Origin of the sequence: Bradyrhizobium sp. 26S5 (assembly GCF_036923295.1) — a bacterium.
Taxonomy (GTDB): domain Bacteria; phylum Pseudomonadota; class Alphaproteobacteria; order Rhizobiales; family Xanthobacteraceae; genus Bradyrhizobium; species Bradyrhizobium septentrionale.
Genome location: NZ_CP145948.1, coordinates 8,408,585 through 8,428,726, shown reverse-complemented (window position 1 = coordinate 8,428,726; position 20,142 = coordinate 8,408,585). Strand labels below are relative to the sequence as shown.

19 protein-coding genes are annotated in these 20,142 nt (G+C 62.3%); 12 read left to right on the top strand and 7 right to left on the bottom strand.

All coding sequences use genetic code 11. The features are described 5' to 3' along the window. Positions 1–102: 102 nt before the first annotated feature. Positions 103–1,740: an aspartate-alanine antiporter gene (locus V5279_RS39930; RefSeq protein ID WP_338701653.1), complete on the bottom strand. Its 1,638-nt coding sequence runs from the start codon at positions 1,738–1,740 to the stop codon at positions 103–105. Here V5279_RS39930 and V5279_RS39925 point away from each other — a divergent pair. Beyond that, a complete protein-coding gene (locus V5279_RS39925; RefSeq protein ID WP_338701895.1) occupies positions 1,633–1,887 on the top strand; it encodes a hypothetical protein in 255 nt (84 codons plus the stop codon). The two genes, V5279_RS39930 and V5279_RS39925, sit on opposite strands and share 108 nt — an antisense overlap. Here the strand turns inward: V5279_RS39925 and aspT are convergent. After that, complete coding sequence (aspT, locus tag V5279_RS39920) at positions 1,824–3,515, bottom strand: aspartate-alanine antiporter (protein ID WP_338692321.1); 1,692 nt, start codon at positions 3,513–3,515, stop codon at positions 1,824–1,826. The two genes, V5279_RS39925 and aspT, sit on opposite strands and share 64 nt — an antisense overlap. 362 nt (positions 3,516–3,877) lie before the next feature. On the opposite strand from aspT, the gene aspD reads away from it, so the two are divergent. The 3 genes from aspD (at position 3,878) to V5279_RS39905 (ending at position 6,263) form a co-directional block, all read left to right on the top strand. Then, positions 3,878–5,509 carry an aspartate 4-decarboxylase gene (aspD, locus tag V5279_RS39915; protein ID WP_338692320.1) on the top strand — a complete coding sequence of 544 codons (1,632 nt, stop codon included), beginning with the start codon at positions 3,878–3,880 and terminating at the stop codon, positions 5,507–5,509. A gap of 195 nt (positions 5,510–5,704) precedes the next feature. Further along, a complete protein-coding gene (locus V5279_RS39910) occupies positions 5,705–5,857 on the top strand; it encodes a hypothetical protein (protein ID WP_338692319.1) in 153 nt (50 codons plus the stop codon). A gap of 88 nt (positions 5,858–5,945) precedes the next feature. Continuing rightward, entirely contained in the window at positions 5,946–6,263 is a 318-nt protein-coding gene (locus V5279_RS39905) for a hypothetical protein (protein WP_338692318.1), read from the top strand. Positions 6,264–6,292: 29 nt separating this feature from the next. Here V5279_RS39905 and V5279_RS39900 read toward each other — a convergent pair whose 3' ends face one another. Next, positions 6,293–6,706 (bottom strand): hypothetical protein, encoded by a 414-nt coding sequence (locus V5279_RS39900; protein WP_338692317.1) that lies wholly within the window; start codon positions 6,704–6,706, stop codon positions 6,293–6,295. A gap of 247 nt (positions 6,707–6,953) precedes the next feature. Between V5279_RS39900 and V5279_RS39895 the strand changes: the two genes are divergently transcribed. Together V5279_RS39895 and V5279_RS39890 are read left to right on the top strand one after the other, a co-directional pair. Continuing rightward, positions 6,954–8,033 carry an AI-2E family transporter gene (locus V5279_RS39895; RefSeq protein ID WP_166302568.1) on the top strand — a complete coding sequence of 360 codons (1,080 nt, stop codon included), beginning with the start codon at positions 6,954–6,956 and terminating at the stop codon, positions 8,031–8,033. A 29-nt stretch (positions 8,034–8,062) separates the two neighbouring features. Continuing rightward, positions 8,063–8,470, top strand: coding sequence for an ion channel (locus V5279_RS39890; RefSeq protein WP_414645877.1), 408 nt, complete (start codon positions 8,063–8,065; stop codon positions 8,468–8,470). An 8-nt stretch (positions 8,471–8,478) separates the two neighbouring features. On the opposite strand, the gene V5279_RS39885 is transcribed toward V5279_RS39890, so the two are convergent. Then, positions 8,479–9,147: a helix-turn-helix domain-containing protein gene (locus V5279_RS39885; protein ID WP_166302573.1), complete on the bottom strand. Its 669-nt coding sequence runs from the start codon at positions 9,145–9,147 to the stop codon at positions 8,479–8,481. A gap of 330 nt (positions 9,148–9,477) precedes the next feature. Here V5279_RS39885 and V5279_RS39880 point away from each other — a divergent pair, with 330 nt between their 5' ends. From V5279_RS39880 to V5279_RS39870, 3 genes are all read left to right on the top strand, one after another. Beyond that, positions 9,478–11,241: a sensor histidine kinase gene (locus tag V5279_RS39880; protein ID WP_338692315.1), complete on the top strand. Its 1,764-nt coding sequence runs from the start codon at positions 9,478–9,480 to the stop codon at positions 11,239–11,241. 83 nt (positions 11,242–11,324) lie between these two features. Continuing rightward, positions 11,325–11,957 carry a response regulator transcription factor gene (locus V5279_RS39875; RefSeq protein WP_338701651.1) on the top strand — a complete coding sequence of 211 codons (633 nt, stop codon included), beginning with the start codon at positions 11,325–11,327 and terminating at the stop codon, positions 11,955–11,957. A gap of 216 nt (positions 11,958–12,173) precedes the next feature. Next, complete coding sequence (locus V5279_RS39870) at positions 12,174–12,521, top strand: response regulator transcription factor (RefSeq protein ID WP_312022829.1); 348 nt, start codon at positions 12,174–12,176, stop codon at positions 12,519–12,521. Between the two features lie 16 nt (positions 12,522–12,537). Here the strand turns inward: V5279_RS39870 and V5279_RS39865 are convergent, their stop codons facing one another. Together V5279_RS39865 and V5279_RS39860 are read right to left on the bottom strand one after the other, a co-directional pair. After that, a complete protein-coding gene (locus tag V5279_RS39865; RefSeq protein WP_248114484.1) occupies positions 12,538–13,092 on the bottom strand; it encodes an invasion associated locus B family protein in 555 nt (184 codons plus the stop codon). A 49-nt stretch (positions 13,093–13,141) separates the two neighbouring features. Then, positions 13,142–14,029: an alpha/beta hydrolase family protein gene (locus V5279_RS39860; protein ID WP_166302585.1), complete on the bottom strand. Its 888-nt coding sequence runs from the start codon at positions 14,027–14,029 to the stop codon at positions 13,142–13,144. A 150-nt stretch (positions 14,030–14,179) separates the two neighbouring features. Between V5279_RS39860 and V5279_RS39855 the strand changes: the two genes are divergently transcribed. The 3 genes from V5279_RS39855 (at position 14,180) to V5279_RS39845 (ending at position 19,290) form a co-directional block, all read left to right on the top strand. After that, positions 14,180–15,874, top strand: coding sequence for a SulP family inorganic anion transporter (locus V5279_RS39855; protein WP_338692314.1), 1,695 nt, complete (start codon positions 14,180–14,182; stop codon positions 15,872–15,874). Between the two features lie 196 nt (positions 15,875–16,070). After that, positions 16,071–18,821: a decarboxylase gene (locus V5279_RS39850; RefSeq protein ID WP_166302591.1), complete on the top strand. Its 2,751-nt coding sequence runs from the start codon at positions 16,071–16,073 to the stop codon at positions 18,819–18,821. Positions 18,822–18,855: 34 nt separating this feature from the next. Continuing rightward, positions 18,856–19,290 (top strand): hypothetical protein, encoded by a 435-nt coding sequence (locus V5279_RS39845; RefSeq protein WP_338692313.1) that lies wholly within the window; start codon positions 18,856–18,858, stop codon positions 19,288–19,290. Positions 19,291–19,332: 42 nt separating this feature from the next. On the opposite strand, the gene ppk2 is transcribed toward V5279_RS39845, so the two are convergent. Next, positions 19,333–20,133, bottom strand: a complete 801-nt coding sequence (ppk2, locus tag V5279_RS39840; protein WP_166302597.1) for a polyphosphate kinase 2 — start codon at positions 20,131–20,133, stop codon at positions 19,333–19,335. Positions 20,134–20,142 lie beyond the last annotated feature (9 nt).

The following is a 20,142-nucleotide window of genomic DNA, read 5'->3' as shown; positions in this document are numbered from 1 at the left end:
CAATGGAAACCCAGCAATCTCAATGGATTGCTGGGTTTTTGTTTTTGAGTCGAACGGTCGCCCCGACAAGGTCAATGGCGCGGAGGGCTGGGCTCTCACGGCTCATCCGGCGAAAACGACCACCATCACCGATCCCCAAGTCGTCAGCAGAATGTTCGAGATCGGATAGGCGGGCGTATAGCCGAGCACCACCACAGAGCTACCCGAGCGCTCCTGAATGGCAGCCATCGCCGCCGTGACCGTCTGTGCTCCAGTCAACGCCCCCAGCAAGAGGATCGGATTCATGCGCAAGATGAAATGGCCAAAGCAGAAGCCGACGATCTGGGGCAGCAGGGTTACGATCATGCCGCCCAGAAGCAGGCCGATGCCCGACTCCCGTATCGCGGAAAGGAAGATCGGTCCGGCATGAATCCCGGTAAGGCCGACAAACGCCGCCAGTCCGAGCGACGTCATCAGGCTGATCGCGCCGTCGGGGATCCGGCCGAAAGTTGGCAGACGGGTGCGGAGATAGCCGACCAGAAGTCCGGCGAGCAAGGTGCCGACGCTGGTGCTCAGCGAGATCGTGACACCACCAACCGAAAAGCTCAGGAGAACGCCAACGAGGCCGCCGAGGAAAATCGCTAGCCCCAGCACCACGAAATCGATGCTGGTGCTCGGCGCAACGATAACGCCGATGCTCTTGGCTGCATTTTGCACGACCGGTTCAGGACCCACGACGCGAAGCAGATCGCCGCGCTGCAGGACGACGCCGGCAGCAATGGGAAGTGCCTCGCCACCCCGGCTCAGCGAGCGCAAATAGAGGCCGCGCGCCCAAGTCTGTTCCGAGGCCTGCTGGAGATTGCTGCCCGCGAGCTTCGGGTTGATCAGGAACACGTCGGCCGAGATCAGAGGGATATCGAGCAGCTCCTGGTCTTCGACCTCCTCGCCGCGCGGTTCGACCAGCTCCACGATGATCTGGCGCGGTGCGGACAGTGCGACGACATCGCCCGCCGCGAGCATCGTTCCAGGCTCCGCCTCGAGGATGCGCTCTCCGCGGCGAATGCGGTGGATGAACACGCGCTGCCCGGGCACGCGAGCTTCGGCCGCGGCAACGGTTAGCCTGGCGATCGCCGCGTCGTCATCCAGCCGGTAGGCGCGCAGCTCGAACTTGCGCCAGGCGGACGCCAGGCCGGGCTTGGCGCGCGTGATGCCCAGGGTTTGCTCCAGCTTGAGCGCTTCCGTCTTCAGATCGATCTTCAGCAGCGTCGGAACAATGATCGTGCAGAATGTAATCACGCCAGCATAGCCGAAGATGTAGCAGACCGCATCGGCCACCGCGATGTGCGAGACAAGCAATGCGCGCTGTGCCTCGGACACGGGCAGCCCATTGATTGCGTCGGTCGCCGTTCCCATTGCGGCGCTCTGGCTCAGGGCTCCCGACATAAGTCCGGCCGCGAGGCCGGGGTCAAGTTTCAGCACGCGTGCCACGACGATTGCCGCCGCAAGACCGGTGAGGCTCACGACAATGGCCATCAGCATCGGCTTCAGCCCGTCACGCTTCATCGCCAGCACGAATTGCGGACCGACCGAATAGCCCACCCCGAACAGGAACAGCAGGAACAGGAACGATTTGGTCATGCTGGAGACCGGCACATGCGCGAAATCGCCGACCGCGAGGCCGGCGAACAGCGAGCCCGTCACCGGGCCAAGGCTGAAGGCGCCGATCCTGAAGCTTCCGATCCAGTAGCCCGCCGCGATCACCAGGAACAGTGCGAGCTCCGGATAACGGACGAGAAACTGCTGCAGCCAAATCACCATCGTTTCAACATCGTCGCTCGCCGCGGCTACGTCATCATCATCACCAGCACCATGCCCCAGATCGTCAGCAGCGTGTTTCCGACCGCGTAGGTGACGGTATAGCCAAGGCCGGGAATCTGGCTCTTCGCGCGGTCATTGATCATGCCCAGCGAGGCCGTGGTCGTACGCGCGCCGGAGCAGCATCCGAGCAGGATCGCGTCGTGGAAGCGGAACAGGTATTTGCCGACGAACATCGCCAGGATCAGCGGCACCGTGGTCACGACGACGCCCCAGAGAAACAGGCTGAAGCCGAGCTTTTGCAATCCGGCGACAAATCCCGGTCCCGAGGAGATGCCGACCACGGCAATGAAGACGTTCAGGCCGACCGAGTTCATGAACCACACCGTGGGTGACGGGATGCGGCCGAAGGTCGGGTGCACGGATCGCAGCCAGCCAAAAAACAGACCGGAGATCAGCGCGCCGCCGGAGGTGGACAGAGTGAGCGGCACGCTTCCGATCTTGTAGACGAAGGCGCCGACAAGGGCGCCGATCGCAATGGCTGCGCCGATGAACGCGACGTCGGCAATGTCGGTCGCACGATCCGGCCGGCCCAGCATGGTCGTCGCGGCGGCGACATCGGCCGTGCGGCCGACCAGGGTGACGATGTCACCCCGGTTTATCTTCGTGTTCGGCAGGATCGGGATCTCGGTGGCGATCGCGCCCCGGGTGATCTTGCGCAGGAAAACGCCGCGAGCGCCCGGCGCTTTCGCCAGTTCCTCCAGCGTCTTGCCATCGACGTCCTTGCTGGTCACGTAAACATCGACGCCCTCGATCGGCACCGCCAGCAGCTCACGATCGTCCACTTCCTCCGCCTGCTCGCCGATCAGCTGCACGAGCACGTCGCGGCGGCCGGCTACGGCGACGACATCGCCGGCGTGAATCACGGTGTCGGAGGTTGCCTCCACGATCTTTCCGCCTTGCCGCAGCCGGAGGACGAAGATGCGCTGATCGGGAATCAGTGCCTCTGCCTGCTCGACCGTCTTGCCGACGACAGGCCCGCGCTCGCGAACCCGGTAGGCGCGCAAATCGAACTGGTGCCAGGCCGTCCCCGGGCCGCCCAGCTGCTTCTTGCCGCCATGCTCTTCCTCGTAGTTCTTGCATGCCGTCTCGAGATCGATGCCGAGCAGCGCGGGCCCGAGCAGGGCCAGGACGATCGCCGATCCAACCGTGCCGAAAATATAGGTCACGGCATAGGCGACCGGCATGGCATCGAGCAGCTTCTTGGCTTCGTCTGCGGGCAGGCCAAGGCGGTTGATGGCGTCGGTCGCAAGTCCCATCGACGCGGAAATCGTCTGCGAGCCGGCATAGAGCCCGATAGCCGATCCGACGTCATAGCCGGCGATCTTCGCGCCGAAATACGCCGAGAGAAGACAGAACACACAGACCACGGCCGCGAAAATCGCCTGCGGAATGCCGTCCTGCGCGATGCCACGCACGAATTGCGGTCCGACGCCATAACCGATTGCGAACAGGAACATCAGAAAGAAGAACGGCTTGAGCGGCCCCGAAATCGTGATTCCGATCTGGCCGATGATGACCGCGGCGACCAGCGTCGCAGTGACCGCGCCGAGACCGAGACCCTTGTAGGTGAAGGATCCGAAATAGTAGCCCAGCGCCAAAGAGAGGAAGATCGCGATTTCGGGGTAGGTGCGGAGCGTCTGGAAGAACCAATCGATCATGATGTCACCCGTTCATGCTGTCCCGGGGCTTCGGCATGCACGCTTCGATCTCGCGCGGGGCCGAAAAGGGCGAGCAACCGTATCGACCGGCATCAGACGGCGATTGGCGAGGAGGATGTTGATCTATGTCAACCGCAACTGCGAGAGCCCAGCGGTTTCATCGTCTTGCCGACAACATGCGCGTGGCGCGCACGATTGCCTCGAGACGCGGCCATCTGTCCATGCGGTCGCATCACCAGCAGGAGACCGTTGACATAGATCAAGGCTCGTCACCGGCTGCGGATCAAGCTGACCGCGATTGCGCAGGCAAGGCGCCTGTCCGCCTGCGTTCCAACCGCTCGCACCGTCCCCGGGAGTGTCAAATGGCCGATCTTCTGACCTTAAAGAAATTCGAGGCGTTGAGCCCCTTCGAGATCAAGGATGAGCTGATCAACCTCGCGAAGAGCGCTTCGAAGCAGAGTCAGATGGCCTTTCTGAACGCCGGGCGGGGCAACCCCAACTGGATCGCCACGACGCCGCGCGAGGGCTTCTTCCTGCTCGGACAATTCGCCATCACCGAGAGCAAGCGGGTGATGGACCACCCGGCGGGCATCGGCGGGATGCCGCAGGCCAAGGGGATTGCCGGGCGGTTCGAGGCCTGGCTCGCCCAGCACAAGGACATGCCGGGCGCGAGCTTCCTGACCGAGATGCTGCCCTTTGCGGTCAAGAAATTCGGCTTCGATCCCGACGCCTTCGTCCACGAACTCGTCGATTCGATCATCGGCGACAATTACCCGGTGCCGGACCGCATGTTGGTGCATAACGAAAAGATCGTGCACGAATATCTGATGTGGGCCGTCTGCGGCGAGCCCCGGCCGGCCGGAAAATTCGACATCTATGCGGTCGAGGGCGGCACGGCGGCGATGTGCTACCTCTTCAAGTCGTTGAAAGCGAACCGGCTGCTCGTGCCTGGTGATACGATTGCGCTGGCGACGCCGATTTTCACGCCCTACATCGAGATGACGCACCTGGAAGACTACGATCTGAAGGTCGTGCAGATCAGGGCTCCGCAGGAAAACAAATTCCAGTTCACCGACGAGGAAATCAAGAAGCTGGAAGATCCGAAGGTTAAGGCCTTCTTCGTCGTCAATCCGTCCAATCCTCCGGGGATGGCGTTGAGCAAGGAGACGATTGCCAAGTTGGCCAATTTGGTCAAGACCAAGCGCCCCGACCTGATGATCCTCACCGACGACGTCTACGGAACCTTCGTGCACAACTTCCGTTCGCTGCTGGGCGAGCTGCCGCACAACACCATCGGCGTCTACTCCTATTCGAAGTATTTCGGCTGCACGGGATGGCGGCTCGGGGCCATCGCCATCCACGAAGACAACATCTTCGACAAGATGATCGCCAAGCTTCCAGATGCTGCCGTGAAAGCGCTCGACAAGCGCTACGGGCCGCTGACGCTGGAGCCGCGCAAGCTCAAGCTGATCGACCGCATCGTGGCCGACAGCCGCGACGTGGCGCTCAATCACACCGCGGGACTATCGTTGCCGCAGCAGGTGATGATGAGCCTGTTCTCGCTCTCGGAGATGCTGGACGTGAAAAAGGCCTATCAGGCGGCCTGCATGGAAATCGTCAACAAACGCCTGTGGTCGCTGCTCGACGGGCTCGGGCTTGCCGACAAGCTAACCCCCAACCCGAACTACGATGCCTATTACGGCCTTATCGATTTCGAGTTCTGGGCTCGAAAGAACATCGGCGACGATGCCGTTGAACACCTGAAGAAGAATGTCCACCCATTGGATCTCGCGTTCAGGCTGGCCGAAGCCCACGGAATCGTGCTGCTGAACGGAGGCGGCTTCGATGCACCCGAATGGTCGCTTCGGGTATCGCTCGCGAACCTGCCCGACGATGTCTACGACGATATCGGACGAGGTGTCCGGGCCATCGCCAGAGGCTATCGCGATGCCTACGAAGCGGCGACCGGGAATAAGGGAGGCGCAAAGCGCTGAGCTTTCCACGCGGTTGGAACTTTGATCTCCGGCGCGCGAGCTGTCGCTGACAAGGCTGCCAGGTCATTCGCCATTCAGGGCGCCGCGCGGTCAACCGGGCTATTATAGTCCGATTGGGTGAGCCAGCTTGTCGCACGCAATTCCAATTGTCTGGCACAAGCTGCACTGGTCACTCGATTTTCTCCGTGATCTACCATGACCATCATGGGGAACGGCGGCGACATATTTCGGCGAGCGTTTCATCGCTGGCTTGAAGCGATCGATGGCGATTTTGCCTTCAGGTTGATGGTCATGACGGCCGGGATGCTGTCGACTGTCGCGTTTGCCTTTGGATTGCTGTCGCTCTGAGCGAGCCCCTCATCTGAAGCTGGCCGAATTGATGTCGGCGACGAGTTCAGGCGCCTGCAACCGGAAGCACCAGTCCGGGCGGCAAGAAATGCGCTTCAAAGTAGTTGCAAATTCGACCGGACGTCGAGGCCATCTGGCAGCAAGGTTCGGAATCGGGCTCTCGGCCGCGATTGTCCTGTTCTGCTTTGCACAACAAACGGTCGCACTGCCGCTAACGTCCTTCCGTTATGAAGCCCAGGCTCAGCGGCATTGCCCTGGCGATGCCGTGGTCTGGCTCGATTTCCGCCGCGGACGCTATTATCTCAAAGGCCAGAGCCGCTATGGCAGGGGCTTTGACGGCAGTTTCGTGTGCAGCAACGAAGCGCGCGGTAGTGGCTATCGGCGTTCGTTGCTCGGCCTCCGGTGACGTCACTGAAGGCCAGTTCCACGGCCGACCTACCAACCGTAATAGCGCGGCTGGGCGTAGTAGGCCGGCGAATAGCCGTAACCTCCGCCAGGCGGGCAATAGCCGTATCCGGAGCCGTAGCCGTATCCGGAGCCATAGCCATATCCGCCGCCGTAGTAGGGATACCCGCCATAGGCCGCGCTTGCGATGGCTCCGCCAACGATCGCACCGGCAGCGGCGGCGCCCCATCCTCGATAACCCCAACCGCCGTAGCCTCCTCTCCAACCGCGATAGCCCCAGCCACCGCGATAGCCGCCGCCCCAGCCGCCCCAACGGACTTGAACGGCGCCATTGTCGACCATGCCTTTCATGGCAGCGATGTTGGTCGGCAGCGGGGCTGCATGACCCGCGTCCACCGTGCTCGCAAGCAGGATCAAGGCCAGCAGGGTTTTGGTGTTCTTCATCACGTCCTCCACAGCGGGGTGACACGGCAGTCGTGATCCAACGACAGACAAATCACGGCCGACTTCCAGATCAGGTGCAGCCAAACCTGTCAGCTGCCAGCGGCTGATGCTTGATTTGAATCAATGTGACCATGAGGGCGCCTTTGGCGTGGCGGACGCGTGACGCTTGATCTGGATCAAGCGATGCGTGCCAGGGCGATGGCACCGCTTTCTGCGTGCCTGTTGACGCTCAATCGAGAGCACGTTCTTGAAAACCCTTCGCCAGCTCGTGGCCGGAGACGAATTCATCCAGCTCGCAATTCGTCTCGGATTGCTGGCGCTGCTGATCTACTGGTCGTTCGTCCTGGTCCGCCCGTTCGTGCCGATCCTGGCCTGGAGCGTCGTGCTCGCGGTCGCGCTCTATCCGGTCTTCAACTGGCTCACAGGGATGCTCGGCGGCCATGCGGGCATCGCCGCCCTGGTCCTGACCCTGATCGCATTGGCTGTCGTCATCGGACCGGCGGCCTGGCTCGGGATCGGGGCGGTGGAGGGGGTGAGAGAGCTCGCTGGACAACTGAGCGCCGGTAACGTTGTCGTGCCATCGCCGATGCCGGAGATCAAGGATTGGCCGCTGATCGGCGGCCCGCTCTATGACTTCTGGGATCGGGCGTCGACCAATCTGCGCGCCGTGCTGCGCGAGGTCGTGCCGCATCTGAAGCCGCTGGCCGGGGTCCTGTTTGCGTTTGCCGGCAATGCCGGCGTCGGGATGCTGAAGTTTCTGCTGGCGGTCGTGCTCGCGGGGTTCCTGTTTCCCCATGGCCGGCAGCTTGCCGCGGCATGCAGGGGTTTCCTGTCCCGTATCGTGCCGGAGCAGAGCGAGCACTTCCTCGACCTCGCAGGCGCAACAATTCGGGCGGTCTCCCAGGGCGTCATCGGTGTCGCCGTCCTGCAATCGCTGCTCGCCGGCATTGGGTTCAAGCTGGCCGGGATCTCGAACGCGGGCCTGCTGGCGTTTGTCGTGATGCTGTTGGCGATCGTGCAGATTGGGGCGGCGATCGTGCTGTTCCCCGTCATCATCTGGCTCTGGTTGGCCAAGGACTTCACGACGGCACTCGCGCTGACGTTGTTCTTCCTGGTGGTCGGCGTCCTCGACAATGTGCTGAAGCCGCTGGTCATGGGGCGGGGCCTGACCACGCCGGCGCTCGTCATCTTCGTCGGCGTGATCGGAGGCACGCTTGCCCACGGCATCGTGGGCCTGTTCATCGGCCCAATCATTCTCGCGGTCGCCTGGGAGTTGATCACCGCGTGGATCCGGGACGACCGTGCCCGGCTGGCGGGTGAGCGATGATACTGTTTCAGCTCCTCGCGGGATTGGCGGTGAGTGCGATCAATATTGCGCTGCATTCGTTGTTCACCGTCGTGGTGATCGGACTGATGCGGAATATCGCCCTGAGCGCCGCAGGCCGGTTTGAGCTGGAGCTCAGCGGCGTGATGGTCGCGACCGCGCTGATTCTGATGGTGGCTCATACCTTGGAGATCGTGGTGTGGTCACTGGCCTATCTTGTGATTGGTGCAGCGCCCGCGGCCAGCAATCTGCTCTATTTCGCCTTTGTGAACTACACCACGCTCGGCTATGGCGACGTCGTTCCGGTCAAGCAGTGGCTGCTGGTCGGCCCGATGGCCGCCATGAACGGCATCCTGATGTTCGGCTGGTCGACTGCGGTCCTGTTCGAGGTGCTGCAAAAGACCATCGAACGCCAGGGGACGCTCACGAAATCCTCGTAATGTGCCGGTCAGTTGTCCAGCCTGGACAGCTGGTCGCGGTCAACCAGCATGATTTCGCGCTGGTTCGAGCCGAGGAAGTCGAGGGCTCCGTAGGCGTGCAGCTTGGATAGTGCTCGCGATACGGTTTCGAGGGTCAGCCCGAGATAGTCGGCGATATCGCGCCGGCACATCGGCAGGGCGACGACGCCGACGCCGGTCAGCCGTCGATCCATCTCGAGCAGAAACGCGGCGACCCGCTCCAACGCGGTCTTGCGGCCGAGCAGCAGCATATGGTCTTCGGCATGCTGCAGGTTGCTGGTGGTCATGATCAGCAGGTTGCGAGCCAGGACGGAGTCAGAATGGGCCACCCGTTCGAGGCTCATCCGCTTGATCAGGCGCACGTCCGTGTCGACGACGGCTTCGGCTGTGAAGCGATGGGTTTCGGCGTTCTCAAGGCCGAAAATGTCCCCGACGAGGTGAAAAGCACCGATCTGACGTCGTCCGTCGGAGAGGAGCTTGTAGCTGCGGACAGCCCCTGAAACGACCTGGTAGACGTACTCCGCGGGCTCCGCCTCGCCGTAGATCTCGGCGCCCCTTCTGTAGTGGAATTCGCTGGTGATGAAGTTGGCATGCGGGGCGGTCAGCCCACCGAGGACGCTCGGTACATTGGCCGGTCTGACATTGACGCGAGCGAACATGGACCAACCCTCTTCACTATGACCTTGCGGCGTCCGTAGTGGTTCGAAAATGCTTGTCCGCGTGCAATGACTACGACACGGCCCGACCAGGCTCTATTGGTCTTGAGGCCATTGTCCCAAAGGACAGGGGGCCCGGAAATGCGGCAATTTGTTCGCAATTGGTACGCGAGTGTTGGATTACTTTTCAGCATTTGCGACGATAACCGTGCTAGTTTTTCTTGAACCCGTTGGTCTCCGGCTCCGAGCGCTATGGGCAAGGCAATTCGGCTCTCTGGATTGATCGTTCTGCTGGCTAGCTTGCTGTGGCCGGCCGGTCTCCGGGCGCAAGAGATGCGTCCGCATTCCATGCTGGTGCTGGACCAGTCCGATCGACGCGGCCCGTTCTTCTATCAGGTCTTTGTTGGATTGCGGGATGCCGTGAGCGCGCACGGTCACGCTCCGACGACAATCTACTCGGAAAGTCTCGATCTCAATCGCTTCGGCGGTGAGGCCTATCAGGAGGGCTTTCGGCGGTTTCTCGAGACGAAATATCGCGATCGACCGATCGGTGTCGTGGTTGCCGTTGGAGCGGCTGCGCTCGAGCTTGTGCTCCGCTGGCGCCCGCAACTTTGGCCCGACACGCCAATCGTGTTTGCGCTGGTCGAAGAGAATGATTTCAAGCGAATGCGACCGCCTGCCTATGTCACCGGCGGCATCGTGACCTTGAAGTTCAAGGATGCCGTCTCGGCCGCCCGCGCCGTGGTACCAGACCTCAAAACCGTTGTGCTTGTCGGTGCGGATTGGGAACGGCAAGTTCTGTTTCGCAACTGGAAAGACCAGGCTGCGGCCGGCATTCCGGGCCTCGACATTATCGAGATTATCGGACGTCCGATGCCTGAGGTCGTCGAGCGGGTTACCGCGCTTCCCGACCACAGCGCGATCATCTACACGGGCCTCTATAGCGACGGCAAGGGCAACTACTATCCGCCCTCGGATGCCCTCGCATTTGTCGCGGCGAAGGCCAATCGTCCCATCGTGGTCGCGGCGGAAACCTTCCTCGAGCCGGGTGGCATAGGCGGATTCACGATCGTACCGTCCTTGATCGGTGCCGAAGCAGCACATAGGGCGCTGCGGATCCTGGATGGAGAGGCGCCGGAAAACCTGCCGCCGTCGGTCATCAATGCCGTGAAGCCGATCTTCAACTGGCGGCAGATGCAGCGCTGGAATGTCAGCGAAGCCAGTCTGCCGCAAGGCAGCGAAATCCGCTTCGAGGAGCCGACCTTCCTGGAAAAATATCGCTGGCCGGCCGTTGCGTTCACTGCGGCGTTGCTGCTTCAGACCATGCTGATCGCGTTCCTGCTGCACGAGCGGTACATGCGACGAAAGGCCGAGGTCGAGGCCCGCAATCGCCTGTCCCAGCTTGCTCACAGCAATCGGCAGGCGACCGCCGGAGAGCTGTCGTCCTCGATAGCCCATGAGCTCAATCAGCCGCTTGGCTCGATCCTGACCAATGCCGAGACGGCGGAGTTGATCCTCGGTTCGCCGACGCCCGACCTCCAGGAGGTGCGGGAGATCATTTCCGACATCAAGCGCGATGATTTGCGTGCGAGCGAGGTGATCCGCCGGATGCGCAGCCTGCTGAAGCGTGCGCCATTTGAGAAAAAGGAGATCGACCTCAACCAAACCATGCGGGAGGCATTCGATTTCCTCAAGCTGCAGGCCTCGACGCGCAACGTCGCGATCTACCTGCAGACGTCGCCGCAGACCCTGCTGGTGGAAGGTGATCCGGTTCAGTTGCAGCAGGTCATTCTTAACCTCGTGGTCAACAGCATGGACGCGATGGCCAGGATGCCCTACGGACGCACGATCATCGGCCGTACCGAAGTCAATGGAGGGGCGTCGGCTGTGATTTCGATCTGCGATTCCGGTCCGGGAATTCCCCAGGACAGGCTGAACGAGATTTTCGATCCGTTCTTCACCACAAAGGAGCAGGGAATGGGCATTGGCCTGTCAATCGCGCGGACCATCGTTCTGGCGCATAGCGGTCAGATCTGGGCCGAGAACCAGTCCGGTGGTGGAGCGGTTTTCCATCTTTCATTGCCGCTGGCGGCATAGCGCGTTTGGGTCTTACTTTGGCAGCAGGCAGTGCTAATTTAACGAACGCAGGATTTGCCGTCGGTCGCGAAGGAGGGAGCGTAATGCACGCTTACGTGCATATTGTCGACGACGACGCCTCGTTTCGCACAGCACTTGAGCGCAGGCTCAAGCTCGCCGGCTACCGTGTGGCGACGTATGCATCGGCCCGGCAACTGCTCGATCAATTGCCAAGCGACGAAGACGCCGGCTGTATCCTGCTGGACGTGCGCATTCCCGGAATGAGCGGTCCGGAGCTGCAGATCCGTCTCAACGAGCTGGAGTCGACGCTTCCGATCGTATTCCTCACCGGACATGCGGACACAGCGACGACCGTGCAGGCGATCAAGGCCGGAGCCGAGGATTTTCTGACCAAGCCGATTGCATCAGAGCAGCTGATCGAGGCAATCAATCGCGCCGTTGCGCGGCACGAATTGGCCCGCAGCCAGCGGACCAGGCTCGACTCCCTCCGCGCGCTGCTGGCGAAGTTGACCCCACGCGAGCGGCAGGTGTTCGATCTGATTGTACGCGGTCGGATCAACAAGCAGGTCGGCTATGAACTCGGCACGACGGAACGCACGATCAAGGCGCATCGTCACCAGGTCATGGAGAAGATGCAGGTGCAGTCACTTGCCGAGCTCGTCTCGATCGCGGAGCGGCTCGGCATGCGCGAGCTTGATGGCGAAGTTAAGGGTTAATCCGCCCGGAGGCAGCTGTGGCCTCCTGTCCCATGGTACAATATGAAAGCTCTGTGACGGCGCGTATCTCCGATATTGGCCACGGCGATGTCGCGCGCCGGTGAGATTTCAATGTGTCCTTCGTCCAGGCACCGACGTTGGGCAACAAGTCGAGATTTTGCTTCTCGATAGGGTAGAGGCCCGCAGGATTTGCCGACCGCGAAACTAGTTTTCGTCGTGGATGACAACCCCTCCATGCTCCGTGGAATCGGACGGCTGCTGCGGGAATATGGATTTGCATCCAGATTATTCGAGACCGGAAATGCCTTGCTGAGAGATGGCAGCTTCGATGGCGCGCTGTGTCTGATCCTGGACATCAATCTCAGCGATGGTTCAGGGATCGAACTGCGGCACCGCCTGGCGGATCAGGGCATCGACGTCCCGGTCATCTACATCACCGGAAATGACAACCCGGCGACACGGATGGCCGCAATGGCATCGGGCTGCGTGGCCTATCTGACCAAGCCGTTCACGGCAAAATCGCTGATGCAGCCGATCGAACAATTGTTGGCGGGCGCAGTCTAGCGATCGCGGGTCTCAATCATTCGTCAATGGCTTGGTCGAGCGTCAGTGCGGGTGCTCCCTTGCGGACAGTTGCAAAGCGGTCGAGCGGCACCGACGTCGTCACCGTCAAAATGCTGGTGTCGACGACGTCAACCGAGAGCGCCTTTCCGCCATCCATTTCCTCGAGCAGCTTGGGATCGGCAACATCGGCCGCGATGCACATGTTGGTCACGCACCAGGTATAGGGCAGGCGATGGACCTTCTGTTGGTCGACCGACAGCTTGACGCCGGCTTGCAGGTACATCCCGACCGGCAGGAATAGCTGGAGGCGGGAGGTCCCGTCTTCGCGCTCGATCAGATCGACGCGAACGGCCGTCTGGCCGGTCCCGAGGGTGCCGGTGATCGTCGTTCGGCATAGTGTCCTGGCGCCGGCGGCGGTGAAGCAGACCTTTCGCCATTCGCCATACTTGACGTCCCGCGCCGCGCGTGCCCCCCGCGGGGCTACCTCGGCGCCGTCCTTGACCGCGGCGGGCGGCGAGGGCGTCTGTTGACCGTGCGAAGCACCGATGCTGACCGCAAACAGCACCGACATCGCCAAGGGACCATATCGGACCATGGGTACTCCTCCAGCGAGATTGCGCCTAGCGAACCTTGTCCAGAAATCGCTCGACCAATGGCGACCAGGTGGGAATGGAATCGGGAGAGCCGATCAGGAAATGTCCTTCGTCGCCGAACGGCGGCAGTAGATGGTACTCGGCCTTGCCGCCGGCGCGCGTGAAAGCCTCGTACATTCGCTTCGACAGGGCCGGGCCGAAGAATGTGTCGTTCTCGATGTAGAGCCACAGCATGGGCACCCGCGACGTGTGGCCGAACACGCCGGTCGCTTCGACCAGTTTGTCCGGGCCACAATTGTTGTTGGGCTTGCCATCGACGCGGCCGCCGCGGCCTGCCGCGAAGGTGATGATGGCCTTGACCTGCGGCGGGTTGAGGCTCGACAGGGCGATCGCGGCCCAGCCGCCGGCCGACTGCCCGACGACGATGACGCCGTCCGGCAGGGTGCGTTTTTCGGCGGCCATGTAGTCAATGATCCAGAGATCGACCTGCGCGACGGCGAGGCCGGGATCGAGGAAATTGGGATTGGTGCATTTCCCGATCTTGGAGAAGAACGGGCCATAAAGACCGCGTTCGGGAATATCGATGGCCGCTGCGCCATAGCCGGTGCCGACGGGCGCGACCACGAGATAACCGCGCCGTGCAAACCACATTGCGGCGTCGCGAAATTCGACCAGCGGGAAGAAGCTGCGATCCCGGGCGTTCAGCGACACGCCGTGGTTCATGATGACCAGCGGGAAGGGGCCGTCGCCGAGCGGTCGAACCAGATAAGCGAACATGGGTAGCGGGAGCGGCAAGGCCCAGATTTCTTCCTGGATGCGCTGGGGCGCGCCGTTGTCGTCGGCGCGTGCCGGGGTGGCCAGACCGAGCAACAGAAGTGTTGCAGCTGCGAGGGCTCGTAAGCCGTGCTGACGCATGTCATGCCCTCCGGCGGTCCGCGGACAAATGTGCAGGTCATGGCAATCCTAGTGCTGATCTGCGAGGGCCACGCTTGATCTGAATCAACGTGGATCGGTCCGCCCCGGCGCAACCACATGCGTCCAATGCGGCTTGATACGGCGGGCTTGATGTCAATCCTGAGCGAGACGAGTTGGGTCCGACGGTTTCCGCCGGCGAGTTGGCTTGCCGACTATCGCGCATCCTGGCTTGGTGCGGACGCAATCGCCGGGGTCACGCTGGCCGCCTACGCGATCCCGGTGTCGCTGGCCTATGCCGGGCTCGCCGGGCTGCCGCCGCAGGTCGGCGTCTACGGTTACCTGCTTGGCGGCGTGGGTTACGCCTTGCTCGGCTCGTCGCGGCAACTCGCGGTGGGACCGACCTCGGCGATCTCGCTGATGATCGCCGGCGCCGTCGGCGTGCTGGCCGGCGGCGACGCCACACGTTACGGGCAGATCGTCAGCCTCGTTGCCTTCAGCGTGGCGCTGCTCTGCCTGATTGCCTGGCTGTTCAGGCTCAGCCTGCTGGTGCGGTTGATCAGCGACAGCATTCTGGTGGGCTTCAAGGCCGGGGCAGGGCTCACCATCATCATGAGCCAGCTGCCGAGCCTGTTCGGCGTGGCAGGCGGCGGCCACAATTTTTTCGACCGTGCGATCAAGCTTGCCGGCCAGTTGGGCGATACCAGGCCGCTGGTGCTCGGCATTGGTGTGGCTGCGACCGTGCTGCTCCTGCTCGGCGAGCGCAGGCTGCCCGGAAAGCCTGTTGGTCTCGCCGTGGTCGCGCTGTCGATCCTCACGGTCTCCGTCCTTGGGCTTGCGGAAATGGGATTGCCCGTGACCGGAAAGATCCCGACCGGATTGCCGACCCTTGCGGTACCGACGTTCGGCCTGCTCAAATTTGACGATCTGTTTCCCATCGCCGCCGGATGTCTCGTGCTGGCTTACGTAGAGGGCGTGTCCGCGGCGCGAAGCTTCGCGGCAAAGCACGGCTATGCACTGGATGTCCGGCAGGAGTTTCTGGGGCTCGGCGCGGCCAATCTCGCCGCAGCCTTCGGGCATGGCTATCCCGTCGCCGGCGGGCTGTCGCAGTCGGCCGTGAATGACGCAGCCGGCGCGCGAACGCCGCTGGCTCTCGTGTTCTGTTCGGCAACCCTTGCGCTCTGCCTGCTGTTTTTCACGGGTCTCCTGACCAATCTGCCGAAGACCGTGCTTGCCGCGATCGTCTTTTCGGCCGTCTACAAATTGGTCGATATTCCGGCGCTTGCCCGAATGCGGCGGATCAGCCGGATCGACTTCTATGCGGCGGTCATCGCGCTGGTCTCCGTGCTGTTCCTCGGGATCCTGCAGGGCGTACTGCTGGCGGCCGCCGCCTCTATCTTCCTGCTGCTGTTGCGTGCGTCGCAGCCCAATGTCGCATTTCTTGGCCGCCTTCCTGGCAGCGGCCGCTATTCCGACCGGGCGCGCCATGACGACGTGGAACCGCTGACCGGGATCATCGCCTTCCGCCCGGAAACCTCGCTGCTTTATGTCAATGCCGAGACGATTTTCGAAACTGTGCTGGCTGCACTGCAGACGTCCCCCGACGTCAAGCTGGTGGCCTGCGACCTGTCGGCCTCGCCGTTCATCGACCTGGCGGGGTCGCGCATGCTGCACGATCTGCACCAGGAACTCGCCTCGCGCGGCATCAAATTCTGCATCGTCGGCGCGCACGCGCAGTTGCGGGATCTGCTTCAGGCGGATGGTCTCGCCGACAAGACCGACAGCGGCGACTGGATGCGGACGCTCGACAGCGTATTGAGCAGCAGGAAGCCGCAGGCAAACGACTGACGTGCGCTGTCCCGCGGACCGTTTCCTAACATTCGAGCCTTGTTGCATCGCAAGACGTCGCGATCGCTCGGTGGCGACAAGGTTTGTCTCAACCGCTGCGGATTGACTTGGATCAAAGGGGGCGGTGTGCGCGGTTCGTACGCTCGGACGGGGAACACCGTCAAGATCGGAACACCGCTAAGATCGGGAGACATTCATGGCCAACGACGCGAAGCAGGCCCAGCAGCGTATCGACCAATTCTTCTCCGGACCCGGCGGACGCGCCGACAATTGGCGAGATCTGGTCGAGGCGGCAAAGGCGTGGAGCCGGGGCGGTGACCGTGCGCCGTACGACAAGGCGCTGTCGGCGCTTGCGGTCACCGAGGAGTTTCACGGCTACCCGGGCCTTCGTTTGATGGCGGCGCTGAAGGAAGCCGCGGCGGCGGGCGATGCCGCCACCTCGCATATGCTTTCGACGCGGATCGCGCAGGCACTTCAGACAAAATCCTTCCGCCAGCATGGCAGTGACTGGAGCACGCAGGACGAGGGCAATGGTGACGTTCCCGATTTGCTCCCGCCAACTCTCGGACAATCGGCGGCGCGCCGTCCTTACTTCGAGACCCTGATCGTGACCGGGGTGCCAGCCAGCAACTGGCCGGGACTCCTGGCGGAATGGCGCAGGCTGCGGCGTCCGGTCGACGCCTTCATCTATGAGCCCGTGATGGTGGGCAGTCTCGAGGACGCCTTCTGTGCGGCAATGCTGAACCCCAACATTGCGGCGGTGGTGATCAATGAAGGCTTCGGGTTGCGCTCGCGCCACGATGCGCCTGTGCTTCGTGCCATGACTGGCGCCATGGGGCTCAACGAAGAGTCCGATGCTTCCGCGCTACGGCTGGCCCATATCTTGAAGCGGATCCGTCCCGAGCTTGATCTCTACCTCATGTCCAATCGCGACGTCGAGGAGTTGGCCGGCAATCCTGAGGCCGACGTGGTGCGACGGGTGTTCTACTCGGTCGAGGATATCCTCGAACTGCACCTTTCAATTCTGGAAGGCGTGCAGGACCGCTTCGACACGCCGTTTTTCGACAATCTGAAGAAATACGCGCAGCGGCCGATCGGCACCTTCCACGCGCTGCCGATCGCGCGCGGCAAGTCCGTGTTCAAGTCGGACTGGATCCGCGACATGGGCGAATTCTACGGGCTGAACCTGTTCCTTGCCGAGAGCAGCGCCACCACCGGCGGCCTCGATAGCATGCTGGAGCCGACCGGCAACATCAAGAAGGCGCAGGAGAAGGCCGCGCGCGCACTCGGTGCCGACCGCGTCTACTTCGTGACCAACGGTACCTCGACCTCCAACAAGATGGCGGTGCAGGCGCTGCTGGGTCCCGGCGACATCGCGATCGTCGATCGCAACTGCCACAAGTCGCACCATTACGGCATGGTGCTGGCGGGCGCGCAGCCGCTCTACGTCGAGGCATTCCCGATGACGGAATACTCGATGTACGGCGCGGTGCCGCTGAAGACGATCAAGCAGGCGCTTCTGAACGCGAAGGCGGATGGCCGGCTCGACCGGGTCAAGATGATCGACCTGACCAATTGTACCTTCGATGGTCACATCTACAACACGCGGCGGGTGATGGAGGAATGCCTCGCGATCAAGCCTGACCTGATCTTCCTCTGGGACGAGGCCTGGTTCGGCTTCGCGCGGTTCTCGCCATTCCTGAGGCGACGAACCGCGATGGGCGCGGCGAACGAGATCGAAGCCTGGATGCGCGATCCCAAATCGGTTGCGGCCTACGAGAAGCAGCAGGCCGAACTCGGCAAGAACCCGTCGGAGGAGGTGCTGCTCAAGACCCGGCTCATCCCCGATCCGCGTCAGATCCGGTTGCGGGTCTACCAGACCAACTCGACGCACAAGTCGATGTCGGCAATCCGGCAGGGCTCGATGCTGTCCGTCAAGGACATCGAATTTCACACGGTCGAAGCGCAGTTCAAGGAGGCCGTATTCACGCACGCTTCGACCAGCCCGAACCAGCAGCTGATCGCAAGCCTCGACGTCTCGCGCCGCCAGATGGAGCTCGAGGGTTATGGACTGGTGGCCAATGCAATGGAGATCGCGTTCGCCATCCGCAATGCGGTCAACACCAATCCGCTGATTTCCCGGTATTTCCGCGTCCTGGGTGCGGATGCGATGGTCCCCAAGGAGTATCGCCAGAGCGGCTTCACCGACTATCTGGCGGCCGGTACCAACTGGGCGAGCGCCCTGAAGAGCCTGAACGACGACGAGTTCTGCCTCGATCCGACCCGCATGACGCTGGTCTGCGGCACGGCCGGGTACGACGGAACGCAGTTCAAGGGTCTGCTCGCCAACCGCTACAACATCCAGGTCAACAAGACGTCGCGCAACTCGGTCCTGATCCAGTCCAACATCAACAATACGCGCAGCGATGTCGCGCATCTTGTCCGGGTGTTGGCCGAAATCTCCGGTGAAATCGATCAGGCCTTGGCCAAAGGCGGAGCGAACGCCAAGGTCGCTTTCGACGTGCGGGTCAACAGCCTGATGAAGGACGTGCCCGACCTGCCGAACTTCTCGCATTTCCACGAGACCTATCGCGGCGATGCCGGCACCAGGACGAACGAAGGCGACATCCGCAGCGGGTTCTATTCGGCCTATGACCCCGCTGGATGCGAATACATTCGCCTGAACGACCCCGAGATCGACAGGCGCCTGAAGAACGGGCCCGCTCTCGTGTCCGCGAGCTTCGTGATCCCGTATCCGCCGGGCTTCCCGATCATGGTCCCTGGCCAGGTCATCACGCAGGAGACGATCGACTTTATGCGCAAGCTCGATGTGAAGGAGATCCATGGCTACGACGCGGCCGAGGGCCTGAAGCTCGTGACGACCGAGGCTCTCGCTAGGATGGGCAAGCCGAAGGCGTCAGCGCCGAAGCTCAAGGCTGCATCATAGATCCGTTAGCGCAACCGATCCCTGGAGGGAAATCATGAGGAAAGTGGATTTGCTTGGAGCTCTTGCCGCGCTGGCAATCGGATTGGCTGGCTTCGGCACGCCGTCGCTGGCCGAAACCGGCGCGGTCGCCGTCATCTTCACCAAGGGTGGCTTCATCGTTGGTGTCGGAGGCGGCGAGGGCGTATTGACCCTGCGCGGCAAGCATTATCCGTTCACCGTGTCGGGCATGAGCGTCGGCTTCACGATCGGCGCCTCGACCACCAAGCTTGTCGGGCGCGCGATCAACCTGAGGGGGCCCGGCTCAATCGAAGGTTCCTACAGCGCCGCAGGCGCTGGAGGTGCGATCGCCGCGGGCGCCGGAGGCGTGCAGCTGCAGAACGCCAATGGCGTGATCCTGCAGCTCAGCGGTCCGAAGGTCGGCGCCGAAGTCTCGGCCGCCGTGGGGGGTGTCACGATCCGCCTGAAATAGGCCGGAAGGGCCCAGGCCGCGCATCCGGTGCGGCCTGGTCTTTCAGTAGCGTTCCTCGACGAACTTCATTCCCCGCAGACCGGCCTGATCGTTGTAGCGCCCTTTGTCGGAGCGCCTGGGCAGTTTCACCTTGTCGCGCTTCACCCGTCCGTAGGGGATCGTCTTCAGGAGGTGCGAAATGCAGTTCAGTCGCGCCCGCCGCTTGTCATCGGAGCGGATGATGTGCCAGGGCGCGTGCTTCGAGCTCGTCGCCTTGAACATCAGGTCGCGTGCCCGGGAGTAGTCGTACCAGCGCCGGTACGACTCCGTGTCCATCGGGCTCAGTTTCCACTGCCGCAGCGGATCGTCGATCCGGGCCCTGAAGCGGCGTTCCTGCTCGTCCATTCCGACCTCGAGCCACAGCTTGATCAGGATGATGCCGCCCTCGATGATGTACTGCTCCATCTGCGGACAGAGCGAGAGAAACCGCTTGTGCTCCGCCGGTGTGCAGAATCCCATCACATATTCGACGCCAGCGCGATTGTACCAGCTGCGATCGAAGATGACGATTTCGCCGGCGGCAGGGAACTGCTGCATGTAGCGCTGGATGAAGAGCTGGGACTTCTCACGATCGGATGGCGCGGGCAGGGCGACCACCCGAAATACACGCGGGCTGACCTTCTCGGTCAAGGCCTTGATGGTTCCGCCCTTGCCGGCCGCATCGCGCCCCTCGAACAGGACGATGACCCTGAGCTTGTTCGCTACCACCCATTCCTGGAGATGGCAGAGCTGTATCTGCAGCTTGTGCAGCTCTTCCTCATACTGCTTGCGCTTCATCTTTCCGGAGGAGTTTTCCTTCGCCATCGATCCCCG